The following is a 12330-nucleotide window of genomic DNA, read 5'->3' as shown; positions in this document are numbered from 1 at the left end:
TTACCCACAACCAAGTTTGTCAACGCAATAGCAGCGATAATTGCAATGAATATAAAAAATAGACTAATTAAAATGGACCATCCAGAGCTGGAATAAAGCGCATTTGATGGAACTCTCACTAGATAAGTCCTAAAACTGCGGTTGATAACAAACTGAGTCAGCCGTTAATCGCAGATATCATATAACTCACTCATAAATTTGGGCAGTTCACGAATGATATCGTCCAAGTCACTGCCAAATTCGATATCATCACTTGCATCATAGGAACTTAAAGTGCGATACTCGATCTCATCAAGAAAGTGCAAATCTTCAGTCAAGCCATAAAGCTTTTTCGCCCACATTGATGAAATAATCGTGACTCCCTTATGATCTAAATACTTAGCAGTCGTCATGGCTCCGGCACTGATAACTTTGACCAAATCTTCATGCAAAACGTCAACTCTAAGTAATTTGAGCAATGCAATGCTTAAAACGCTATTGAGTAAGTTATGATAATAGTTTTCAGAAATTAAATTACGCTTCAACTCATTCCAATTGAGGTTGTTAATTGCCAAATAATCGTCACCATCCAGGCTGACCTTAAACCCTTTTTGAATCACCCAGAAAATATCCTTCTTCAATTTACCGACGGTGTCAAAGCCTAAAGTTTTAAACCGCTCTTTTAATTCAGGCTCATCAAAAAGCGATAGATGTAGTAATTGGCCAGTTTCTAACGGTTTGCCAATAACCTTTACCGCATGAATATTATTTATATTGTCGAGTTCTGAGTCAATATCCTGTTTGCTAAGTGCTTTTTGCTCGTCTTGAGTAATAGTCCGAATTGGACCATTTTCATCATGAGGTTCAAAGCTGAAAGTTTCTCCCATTGCTACATATTTCCCAGCTTGTTTTTGTGGCAAATAAAATGACGTTACCACCGTCCGTTTATTTAAAATATCTCGACGAAAGTGTTTAGTTGAAAAATACAATCTTGACTTCGGCTCAGTCAGCAGCTCATATACCCCGGTGGTTGAATGCAATTTGGCCAGGTTCTTCTCTGTGACTGGCATAAAAAACTGATCGCCGGATAAAAGTCCGTTTTCACCATTAGTTTGTAGTTGATTAATGATTTGATACAAATTAATTAGCTTGATATCTTGTGAGGTTAACTGTTTTAAGACTGCTTTATTTTGACTATCAACCAAAGTGTTCAAATAGGTGGACACTGGCTCTAAAATTGTTGTTTGGGTACTCCAAAAATACTGTTCCTTTAACAAATTTTGGATAATTGCCTGAGACGCTACCTGATTTTTTAATTTCTTTAAAGGCTTAAAGCTTTTAGGCAATTTCTTTAAAGGCGTATTATCATCCAATTGTCCCACATTGCTTGCATTTGAATTAATAAAAGTGTCGATCTGTTTTGCTGTAATTAAGTTTGGTTTTGTATGAGCCATATTTAATTGATACCCCCTAACTAAAAATGCGTGTACGGTTATGATTATTCGTTCGATTTTAACTGGCCTAAAACTATGGCCAAATTAAGTCCCAAGTGGAACTCAGTATCTTGTTTAATCTTAGCAGCTTGATCACTGATTATTGAAGGGGCTGCCCTTACATACGTGAGGAATACCTGAAAACGGAAGCCGATAAACTCGAGCTTCCGGGATCACCCCTACACACGTGGGGAATACAAAACGGCGACAGCTTCCTAACTGCTGAAGACGGGATCACCCCTACACACGTGGGGAATACCCACAGTTGCGATTGCCTATGGTGTTATCGATAGGATCACCCCTACACACGTGGGGAATACACTAAAAAATCCTTGTTATAGCCATTCTTAAAGTGGAAAACAGTCAAATTTCATTAGTTCTATTCAAATAAAGTTTTGCCAACTACAAAAGACCACTTGCATCACCCATAAGGTATGAATAGCCTATTTTCGATCCCTGATCCACGTCACCGCACAAACTAATATTACTAACATTCGGCCGACATCTCAACATTTACTTTAGCTCCCCCTCATTTTCCTCAGCACAAGGTTTTTACTTCAGTTAACAAATATCCAAAATAAAACAGCGAACTTCTTTATAAATTGTTTCAGAAGTTCGCTTTCATTGAAAAATAATTTTAGTTAAAGACCATTTCCTTGATTTCGAAAAAGTTCTAGAATCTACGCACCATTCCCAAAGTGTGTAGTCAAAAAATCAATTATTAATTTAGTGATTTCTGGTTGCATAAACAATTCGTCCATATGCTCAGCACCCTGAAGCTCATACAAGTCTGCATCAACACCGTGACTAATTAAATCATCGTAAAGTTCACGACTATCGTCGACTGGGACCACTTCATCCTCCGTCCCGTGGAACAACAGAAAAGGCACCGTGGTATCCGTAATGAAAGTATGTGGATCCGCTTGAGAAACCAGTTCAGGATTATCTTCCGGTTCACCGCCTAAAAGGTTACGATAAACGAAGTCAAAATCAGAAGAGGCACTGTTTTGCTTAGCAGACAGCGGATTAACCACCCCATACCAAGGAATCGCAAGTTGAACGTCACTTGTGTAATCCAGATAGTTGCCAACATCAAACTGTTTTTGACCGTTAGTCACTGCTACCATGCTCGCAAGATGACCTCCAGCAGATTCGCCCATAACGGCGACCTTTTTTGGATTGATCTGGTACTTGTCAGCATTGGACTTGATATAGCGAATAGCCGCCTTCGCGTCAATCAACTGAGCTGGCCATTGCGCTTGGTTACTATTACGATACTCAACGCTGACGACAACAAATCCTGCTCGAACAAGATCAACCAGATTCGGCAAATGAACGTTATGATCAACAGTCATCCACCCGCCGCCACCAAACCAAAAAATAACTGGCAGCGGCTGTGGCTGTCCTTCAAACTGCCGTAAAACTGTTAACTTTAAATCCATCGTAGTATGTCCCAACCAACCTGGCACCTGCGCGTAAGTCACATTGGTATCTTGCCAGATTCCTGGACGACTTTTTGAGATATGGAGTACTTTTTTCATAACAACTGGTATCCCTTCTTAAACAACCATCTAAAATCCCTATGAACACCGTTAATTATACATGATGTGTTTCTTTCCAGCCATTTGTATGACTTTTAAATTTAGCCTTTTTAAACGCATCCTTTTGCGCTATACAATATTTTGAGGTTATCAACGTGGGATTCCCCCCCGCATGCGTGGGGAATACTTTATCGATTCAATGCTGTATGGAGCCGAGCCGGGATCACCCCTATGCGTATGGAGAATACATTGTAAGTGTCGCAGTCGACTTCATCCAATCTGAATCACCCCTACGTGTGTGGGGAATACCACCCATTCACCGGCCTCATAATGTCCGTCATCGGGATCACCCCTACGTGTGTGGGGAATACACTAAAGAATCCTTGATATATAAGTATTCATAAAATATATAAAGGTAATTTTTAATTAGTTTGAATGCTAAAATGATCAAATGATAGAACTACCAAAATATTTTACACGATAATAGTGAATCCCTTGTTTCATATTTTCAACTAACGTCAATAAATAAATCCAGTAAAATTCCAACCGTTATACCAGACCTATGATAAGAATTGTCCTAAAAATGATAAAATTCATTCAATCTCGTCGGAATGTCTCTGTCGATATAGTCTCAAAATCTTATCTGTCTTTCCCACAGCATGAGGTAAGATATTTCCCGGAGACATAATATCGTCTAACTCACCCTTAGACAAATACTTAGCAATTTCCTTATCCGAATAGTATAGATCCTTAAGCAACACACCTTTAACATCAGATTCTACGCGAAGGCGAACCAATAGCTCATGGGCGTTTTGCCGACCAATGTGCTTCCCAAGTGCCATCATGATCGCACCAGAATACATCGTTCCATCATCAAGTTCGAAGTTCTTTGACATTCGTTGAGTATCAAAATAGCCTTTTGATAAAACCACTGTAGCATAGTTTAACTGCCCTGATAAATACATTGTCATTTCAGGTAGTACAACATAGATATCTCGCCAGACAGTAGTATCCTTTTCACCAGTCACCTGCATTGTGTCATACATCAACGGCATTTCATTACGAATAATCGTTGCTAAGTTAACAATCGCTTCACACATATAAGGTTCTTCTACCGTTGGAATAACCGTTGATCCTTGGCGCCCCTTCGCATATGTTTCACGAAACTCACCAACCTGAGTCTGATTCATAACTAACAAATTTCTACCAAGCTTTCCAAGCAACTGTGAAATCATCGTCAGTACGTTGCAGTACTCAGTGAATCGCTCGCGTTGTGTGTGCCAGTACATCTCTGGTGTGCTTAAATCTAGCTCCTGACAAAAATCAGCTTCCACCTGTTCATAATGATCTCCCAACATTGTAGAAAGTCCTTCGACGCCAGCTAATGAGCCCGCAAACGTAAACTCACCAACTTCTTTAAGTCGTCTCATTAAATAATCTAATTCATTAAGATGGATTGCCAATTTAAAGCCCAGCGTTGACGGCGCTGCATACGTTCGGTGTGCCATTGCAGCAGTCAGTGTCTTTTTATACTTTCTCGTCAGCTCATACAATACCGATCCAAACTTAGTTAAATAGTTATGAATAACTTCATTTGCCTGTTTTAGTTGCATCACATAACACGTATCCTCAATATCCTCACTGGTCGCACCGTAATGAACATATTGGCCGCTATCATCGTCAAATAAGCGTTGGGAATAACTCACAAATCCAGCTAAGAAATGTCCGGATCGCGCAGCTTCGAGTCTAAGCTGTGTTAAATCAAAGTTTTCTGGTACTAAACGTAATTTGATCTGCTCATAAGCATCTTCCGGAATGTTTCCTGCCCGTGCCATCGCGTAAGCCAAAGCAGTCTCAACCTGGCACACAACCTTTAATCGATTCTCATCAGCCCAAACTGCCCGCATTTTTGCAGTAGAATAGCCATTCTGATTAAAAATCGATCCCAAAACTTCTCCACTCATTTCGACAGCTCCTCCTTATATTGATCATCCAACAGCATATCCGCTAGATCCTCTGGAGAGACATTACCAATATTTGTTTGAACATCTCCAGTTTTAAATGCTTCAATCAAATTATCACGTTTATATGGCGCCCCTACTAAACTGTGTTCAATTTGCTCCAAATTGCCACCAGCGTTATTAAAATCCCCATACACCTTAGCATGCGTAATAATACCGTCTTCCACAGAATAGTTGATACCAACAGTGCCTATACCTTCAAAATGACGTGTATGATAATTGGCAAATGTTTTGGTTGTACCCATGACCCAATCCGGATCCCCAAATTTACTGTTCGCAATTTGCTTAACGTTATCCCAATCTTCATTAGTCATCACATACGTTGGAATATCATCAAGACTCGAAGAATTGAATACATGTTTTAATATCATTTCTTGTAGTTGATCGGATGTTAAGGCAGTATATGCGCCCTTAAGATAAGGTCTCAGATTAGTAACGCGGCTCTTTACTGACTTAATCCCCTTCGATTTTAATTTAGATTTTGGTGGGTTTAAAGCTTCGTTAGCAGCCTTTAAATCAACATCTAACATAAGTGTGCCACCACAAGTAAAGCGGTCACCGATCTTAAGTGTCGACATCCCCGAAAATTTTTGTCCATTTACAGTTAAATCATTTCTTCCGGTCATTTCTGCGTCCACACCAATTGAATGAAGTACTTCAATCACTGGTTGAGCAAAATGTTTAAAGTTCATGTAGTTAGTGCCATCATCATTTACAGTAAAGCTGTACGTCAAATTCCCTGAGTCAACATAAACTGCACCACCACCTGCACCGCGACGGGTTAAAGCTATTCCATGGCTGTGGATATAATCCAGGTCGACTTCAAAGTGTACGTTTTGATTTGCTCCAACGATTACCTGTGGTGCCACTGGACGATAAAAGTAGAGTACGGAATCTTTAAACTTTTCATTGGTAATAAAGTAGACAGAAAGGCATTGAGCGATTTCTGGTTGTTCCTTAATGTACTTATAACCGTTTGAAATATCAACATAAAGAATTGTCATCACGACCTTTTCATTTAGTAAACGTTTTCACGACTAAGTATAGCATCACTCTTAAATAAGTTAACGGGGTTTTTATTAAAAAGCCAAAATTCAATTTCCACATTAATTCATAAGGTATGTTGATAATTCTCGGAACAAACAAAGAAACGCAGATCATTAATATGATCCACGTTTCTTAAGTGTAGTGGGCACCTCAATCAAGTTGGGCTTGAAATGCTTAGTTTTATGATCTTCAAGTTTGTTTACTAAAGTATTTTACGGTCGTTACTCCCAAATTGAAAGAATCTTGGTGAATACAGCTTATCCCGGGTTGAATAATTTCCATCCAATCCAAATCCTCATATGAACCAATCCCGGCATCTTCCGGATAGTGATAGCCGAGCTTCTGCATTGCTTTTAACAAATGTAGTAAAACTCGGCCATTCATTGTAAAAAATCCAGGCTTGCCAGATCGCTGGCGTTCCATTATCTGTTTGACTTGGTTCACAAAGTATTGATCAGTACGCAAATTCTCAAAACCTTTAATAACAAATGGTAAAAGATTAACTAAAGGATTTCAGTGAATCCATAATTAACTGAATGAACCTCTCACGATCAATTCCCAAAAGAACAGTAGTATTCTTGGGCTTATCAGTTAATTCATAATAATCGCAAGCCGTTTCGCCATCAGTTAAATCTCCTCTGTTCTTAACATCAACATTCATTAGCTTGCTCTCAAACATGGATGGATCAATAAGCCATGCAAATAGTACAAGGGTCATGTAGAGGGACCCCTTTGAACCCCCACTTTGGCGTTTCATGATATCGTTCGAAAAATTCTAGTAACCCATAGAATGTGTAAGCAACTTGATTTTTGATAGAATCAATTGAAAGAATTTGGGCCTTGTGAGTAACATTTAACGGAGCCATCGTTAAAGGAATACCTGAATTTAACACGATTTTTGCTGCTTCGGGATTCACAAATATGTTGAATTCAACCGACGGAGTCCAGTTCCCTAGCCCCATTGCACCACCATGAATACATCCACCATAAGTCCTGAGTCTTCAGCCGTCGTGGGAATCTGAAGGTAAGAAAATGTTCTGGTTTTAGTTAGGGCATTCTCTGCGAAAGTTTTTTCACTCTCAATAATTTGAAGATTTGGATTTCAGTATATTTAAATAACAGTAGCAATCATAGTTTTTGATTTCTTCGGTTGTATAATTTCTCCTAAAACTATGATTTAAGTTAATTGATTTTTTATGGCATGCTGTAAATTATTTCTGATATATGCTATTAATGAAGAGACTTCTCTAGTACACGGCTGCTTCGTCCAAGCCACAAACTCATAAGTATCAAACTTAGGTTTAGTTTCTACAAAACGCAATCCAGGAAAATTCCAATTTTTAACAAATATCCTAGGGATGAAAACTATACATTGACTTAAAGCTACAGATAGCATTAGCAACTCATAAGATTCAAATTGCTGCACACTCCTAATTGAAAACCCAAGATTCTCTATGCTTTGAACAAATAGTTTTTCTGCAACTTCTGAACTGTATTGGCTGTATAAACCAACCTTTTGTTGACTCAATTGGTTTGTAGATATTTTTTCTTTATTAGCAACTGGGTTTTTGCTCGAAACCCCGACAACGTAGTCACCACGGTATAGTACTTCCGAATACAGATCATCTTGTCGCTCTACATTTGTAAATGTAAATGCCACATCAATCATCCTGTCTGCAACTGCTTGCTTTAACTGCTCAACACTGCGATGCTTTAGTTTGATTTCAACATCTAAATGATTATTTACATAATCGTTTAATACCAGAGAAAGCAACTCTGCTTCATAAATACTTGAGAAACCAATTGTGATGTGTTTCTTAACGGTTCTATTAGAGTCCCTAGCAATATCAACTGCATGCTGATAATCCGATAATAGATACTTGGTATTTTCGTAAAATGCTTGGCCAGCCTGAGAAAGTTCAATTGAATTATTATGGCGGTTAAAAAGTTTAACGCCAATTTCATCCTCTAGGCTAGAAACACCCTTACTCACAGCAGTAGCAGATACAAAAAAATGCGCAGCAGCTTTCTTAAAGCTTAACGTTTGTGCAGCATATAAAAAATATCTGAGTTTCTCATCCATTTTCATTTGCTTCCTTTGACTATCTTTATGTTGGGGAGGGCATCTGATTTGATTTCAGAAACAGAACGTCTCCGTGTTAAACTTTATGTGAAATAATTATCAAGGAGGATTCAATTATGACGAAAAATATTGTAACAGGTGTTGATGGCAATTTTGGAAGTATTGTTGCCAGCAAAATCCAGTCCCTCGTGCCTAAGGAAAGTTTGCTATTTACTGCCCCCACAAAGCAAGGTATTAAAGAATATGCCAAACAAGGTATTAAAACCGCGGTGGCAGATTTTAACGATGTTGATGGACTCGTATCAATCTTTGAAAATGCGGATACGGTTTTACTTATTTCAATGCCATTTGTTGGTAAAAGGAGACGACAAGCACATAAAAATGTAATCGATGCTTGTGTTAAGGGAAATGTGAAAAAAATCATTTATACTTCTTTGGTAAATGCTACTGATCCAACTATGCCCAGCATTGAAAAAATCGATCATGCTTGGACAGAGTCATATATCGAAGCCACTGAACTAGACTATATTTTCCTTCGTAACTCACAATATGCTGAAGCAATGATTACAAACTACTTTGCCATAGCTGACTCAGGTGTGCTCGCAAACAATCAAGGTGCTGGAAAAATGGCTTACATTTCCAGAGAAGATTGTGCGATTGCCGCTGCGCATGCAATTGCTAATCCATACCTTCATCACATAATTTTGAATATTAATGGTCCAGAACAATTAACGATCACAGACTTCATAAATATCGGCAACCAGGCAACGAGCAACTCGGTAAGGTATAACGAAGTTTCAGACGATGAACAGTATGCAATTTTTGATAAAATGGGGGTTCCACGTACAACCGAAGGGAAATTCAAGAAAGGCTCTGCAGCACCGTTTTCTTCTGAAGGAATGGTAACGTTTGGCCAATCAATTAGAAATGGTCAAATGGCCATTCAGTCCAATGACTTTCAGGCTGTCACCGGCAGAAAACCTAGAACTGTAGAATATCTATTTGAAAATGCCGATAAGTATCAGATTGGCGATCGCCACGTAGATAATTAATTAAATATATAGATATTCTTAATTCAAGAAGACGGAAGCGTGAGTAAAAACATCTTTTACAATTGCCCCAAGATAATACACGTTTTACCCACTAGTCGTACCGTCTACTAAACTCATTATACCGATATTTTCATAAAAAAATATGTAAATAATATTACCCTTGACTTCAAAAACGCTCTGTTCGCTTTCAAATAATAATAAGTAAGTACAACAACGACTTTTTCTTATCAATCGAAAAAGTCGTTTATTTTTAACTTAGTTTCCTCCATAAGTTAAAAAGGGTAATTATGATTCCTATAAAACATCTAGGCCAGTATTGATACACCCCACGTGGTCCCCCACTAAGCAATTCCAATGCACAATTACTGTGAAAATGGCAGTGGTTACCCATGTTGTTCACCCGCTTTCATGGCATACTTCGGTTGCTACTGTATAAGGTGGTGTGTTAGCCATAAATATATTGAAACAACTTTTCCCATTTGGTGAGAAAAATCATTTTTCTAATATTAAACACCTAAGCTAACAATCGTTTCTTTACTAATTGAATTTTTGAGAATTTTATAGAAATGTCTTGAATTATTTGTAGGCACAATTATACTGATAATGGTTACAATAGGAAATTATGCTTTCCTATATGGAATTCGTTGTCTTTTAACACAACAGCAATAACTTAGATGAGGTGATCATATGCAACAAAGAAGTAATGAGAAAGATACGGAGGTAAACTTTTGGGCGCAACAAGTATTTAATAAAATCAAGAAAAAGATTCCTGCTGAAATCAAAAGAGTATCGACTGGAATCCCTTATATCCCCGTAAATGGTTACTACGAAGATGAAGGAAACAGGAATATTACTTGGTGGACTAATGGTTTTTGGGCTGGAATTCTTTGGCAACTGTATCATGCAACAGGCACAAAGTATTACCGTACTTATGCTCAATATACTGAAAAACGACTGGACGATGCCTTTGCAAACTTTATGGGCCTAGATCACGACATAGGCTTTATGTGGCAACATACTGCTGTTGCAGACTACCGATTAACTAAAAATAAACGCTCTATGGCACGTGGTCTGCATGCTGCTAATTTATTGAATGGGCGCTACAACCCGGTTGGTAAATTTATTAAAGCATGTAATCCTGATGAAAGCGGTAAACGTAATGGTTGGGTAATTATTGATTCCATGATGAATCTCTCTCTATTATATTGGGCAAGAGATCTAACAGGAGATCTTAGATTTGATTACATCGCAAGAACCCATGCCAATACAGTCATGAATAATCACGTTCGTACGGATGGATCTGTAAATTATATTTGCATTTTCAATCCAAAAAATGGTGAATTATTGAAAACTCTTGGTGGTCAAGGATATGGAACAGGTTCATCATGGTCGAGGGGACAAGCTTGGGCTATTTACGGTTTTGCCTTAAGCTACCTCCATACTAAAGACGAAAAGTACTTAGATACCTCCAGACGTGCTGCTCACTATTTCTTGGCAAATATTGAACAAAGTAATTATTATTCTCTTGTCGATTTTCGTGCACCAAAAGATCCTGGGCAATTTGATTCGTCCGCTTCAGCCATTGCAGCTTGTGGGTTACTTGAAATTAGCAAACACGTTCCTGAATTAGAGCAACAAGTATACATTAATGCAGCTGTCAAAATTTTAAAAAATCTTGATAAAAATTATGCAGACTATGATGTTGATACCGATGGGATTATTACAAATGGATCCGTTAAAAATAACCCAAACCAACCAAAAGCAGATCGAATTATCTATGCAGATTACTTCTATATAGAGGGAATCTTAAGATTGTTAGGTAAAGATTTCTCAATTTGGTAGCGTTAGAAAAATGATTTGTGCCACCCATAACTCAACTCTGTACCCATTAACTGCGAGAAATCAACTTATAAAATTAACGAACTTCATATTCTTTTCAATAGCTCTTGATGCATATGAGACTATATGATTCGACAAATTTATGCTTTTCGACTATAATAATTTCCAAATAAGAAATCACTACAGAGATTACTGGGAGGGTAACTGAATGACTGAAAAACTGTACGGAACTGTTTTGGTTAAAGCATCGCAGATTTTAGATAGTTTATCAGATGGAAAGCCAAAGAGTGTCCAGGTACTTTCAAAAGATACAGCAATTAATCCACCAACCATTTCCAAAATACTATCAACCTTGGAATACTTGAGCTATGTATCACGAACGGTTGACACCAAGGAATTCTACCTGGGTCCAGCAATGATAAAATTTGGTGCTGCGAGAACAACCACGACCAACTTAGTAGATCTTACTAGGCCTGCCTTAGAGCGACTTCAATTGCTTATAGATGAAACTATTCATTTAGCAATCCCTCAAAAAAATAAAGTGGTCTATGTTAATAAGTTGGAGCCAAAACATCAAGGTATTTACATGACCTCAAAGATTGGTATGGCACGAGAATTGTATAGTTCTGGAATTGGTAAAGCGGTTTTAGGTACCTATGATAAGAACGAACTAGATGCCTACTTGAAGGGACGAGAACTAAAGCCGTTCACACCATATACCATCACCAACGAAAAGGAATTAATCTCAGAAATTGCAAAGGTTAAACAACTTGGATATGCTATTGACGACGAAGAACAAGAGGTTGGCGGCTACTGTATTGCAATGCCAATTGTAAATCATGGACGAGCAATTGCAGCAATTAGTATAAGCATGCCAAAGTTCCGACTAACGCCTTCGTATAAATCAAGGGTTATTAAAGCGTTGTCCAAAACAAAAGGTGAGATAGAGACTGAACTACAGAAGTAGTTCAACCCTATCCCACCTTTTTATATGTCAATTTTAGTGGCAATTTCACAACTTCTTATAAATAAATTATTAGCTAATATAACATTAATCAATGGTAACTTGACTGTCTACTCAGGAAATGGAATCTAAATTTTTTTAAGCCTCATAACAACTTAATCAGAGGACTTAATCAGTTAGCTACTAGAAGCAATAAAAATTAAAATTTAAATTAAATACTAAACGCCGGTATGCCAGCGTTTGTGTAAGCGCTTTATACTTTAGTGTTATCCACTTTCAAAAAACCTCTTGTTTTTTTATAATTCCGTTAT

Annotated in this window: 10 protein-coding genes and 1 pseudogene; 3 read left to right on the top strand and 8 right to left on the bottom strand. The window is 37.9% G+C overall.

Annotated features, from left to right (window positions below):
- Nucleotides 1-164 precede the first annotated feature (164 nt).
- From FC51_RS03800 to FC51_RS03770, 8 genes and pseudogenes are all read right to left on the bottom strand, one after another.
- Nucleotides 165-1433, bottom strand: a complete 1269-nt coding sequence (locus tag FC51_RS03800) for a hypothetical protein (RefSeq protein ID WP_057911180.1) — start codon at nt 1431-1433, stop codon at nt 165-167.
- Between the two features lie 719 nt (nt 1434-2152).
- Nucleotides 2153-3013: an alpha/beta hydrolase gene (locus FC51_RS03795; protein ID WP_057911179.1), complete on the bottom strand. Its 861-nt coding sequence runs from the start codon at nt 3011-3013 to the stop codon at nt 2153-2155.
- 593 nt (nt 3014-3606) lie between these two features.
- The gene (locus FC51_RS03790) at nt 3607-4977 is read right to left on the bottom strand and encodes a lyase family protein (protein WP_057911178.1); all 1371 of its coding nucleotides are present in this window, start codon (nt 4975-4977) and stop codon (nt 3607-3609) included.
- The gene (locus tag FC51_RS03785) at nt 4974-6038 is read right to left on the bottom strand and encodes a lipoate--protein ligase (RefSeq protein WP_057911177.1); all 1065 of its coding nucleotides are present in this window, start codon (nt 6036-6038) and stop codon (nt 4974-4976) included. Before FC51_RS03785 ends, FC51_RS03790 begins: the two co-directional genes overlap by 4 nt.
- A gap of 232 nt (nt 6039-6270) precedes the next feature.
- Entirely contained in the window at nt 6271-6546 is a 276-nt protein-coding gene (locus FC51_RS03780; RefSeq protein ID WP_057911176.1) for a substrate-binding domain-containing protein, read from the bottom strand.
- Nucleotides 6547-6580: 34 nt separating this feature from the next.
- Nucleotides 6581-7043, bottom strand: a pseudogene (locus FC51_RS12090) (nucleoside hydrolase).
- Entirely contained in the window at nt 7034-7165 is a 132-nt protein-coding gene (locus tag FC51_RS12685; protein ID WP_225355058.1) for a non-canonical purine NTP pyrophosphatase, read from the bottom strand. Before FC51_RS12685 ends, FC51_RS12090 begins: the two are co-directional and overlap by 10 nt.
- 93 nt (nt 7166-7258) lie before the next feature.
- A complete protein-coding gene (locus tag FC51_RS03770; protein ID WP_057911174.1) occupies nt 7259-8164 on the bottom strand; it encodes a LysR family transcriptional regulator in 906 nt (301 codons plus the stop codon).
- Between the two features lie 116 nt (nt 8165-8280).
- On the opposite strand from FC51_RS03770, the gene FC51_RS03765 reads away from it, so the two are divergent.
- The 3 genes from FC51_RS03765 to FC51_RS03755 all read left to right on the top strand — a co-directional run bounded on the left by FC51_RS03765 (nt 8281) and on the right by FC51_RS03755 (nt 12022).
- Nucleotides 8281-9216: an NAD(P)H-binding protein gene (locus tag FC51_RS03765; RefSeq protein ID WP_057911173.1), complete on the top strand. Its 936-nt coding sequence runs from the start codon at nt 8281-8283 to the stop codon at nt 9214-9216.
- 687 nt (nt 9217-9903) lie between these two features.
- Complete coding sequence (locus tag FC51_RS03760) at nt 9904-11058, top strand: glycoside hydrolase family 88 protein (RefSeq protein ID WP_057911172.1); 1155 nt, start codon at nt 9904-9906, stop codon at nt 11056-11058.
- A 205-nt stretch (nt 11059-11263) separates the two neighbouring features.
- A complete protein-coding gene (locus FC51_RS03755) occupies nt 11264-12022 on the top strand; it encodes an IclR family transcriptional regulator (RefSeq protein ID WP_057911171.1) in 759 nt (252 codons plus the stop codon).
- Nucleotides 12023-12330 lie beyond the last annotated feature (308 nt).

Source organism: Lentilactobacillus parabuchneri DSM 5707 = NBRC 107865, assembly GCF_001435315.1.
Classification (GTDB): Bacteria; Bacillota; Bacilli; order Lactobacillales; family Lactobacillaceae; genus Lentilactobacillus; species Lentilactobacillus parabuchneri.
This window is presented reverse-complemented; position numbering and strand designations above follow the sequence as displayed.

Bases quoted from the DNA above. Each gene is read 5' to 3' on its own strand.
- FC51_RS03785 (WP_057911177.1), bottom strand. From the start codon at position 6,038: ATGACAATTCTTTATGTTGATATTTCAAACGGTTATAAGTACATTAAG.
- FC51_RS03790 (WP_057911178.1), bottom strand. From the start codon at position 4,977: ATGAGTGGAGAAGTTTTGGGATCGATTTTTAATCAGAATGGCTATTCT.
- FC51_RS03800 (WP_057911180.1), bottom strand. From the start codon at position 1,433: ATGGCTCATACAAAACCAAACTTAATTACAGCAAAACAGATCGACACT.
- FC51_RS03795 (WP_057911179.1), bottom strand. From the start codon at position 3,013: ATGAAAAAAGTACTCCATATCTCAAAAAGTCGTCCAGGAATCTGGCAA.
- FC51_RS03760 (WP_057911172.1), top strand. From the start codon at position 9,904: ATGCAACAAAGAAGTAATGAGAAAGATACGGAGGTAAACTTTTGGGCG.
- FC51_RS03770 (WP_057911174.1), bottom strand. From the start codon at position 8,164: ATGGATGAGAAACTCAGATATTTTTTATATGCTGCACAAACGTTAAGC.
- FC51_RS03765 (WP_057911173.1), top strand. From the start codon at position 8,281: ATGACGAAAAATATTGTAACAGGTGTTGATGGCAATTTTGGAAGTATT.
- FC51_RS03755 (WP_057911171.1), top strand. From the start codon at position 11,264: ATGACTGAAAAACTGTACGGAACTGTTTTGGTTAAAGCATCGCAGATT.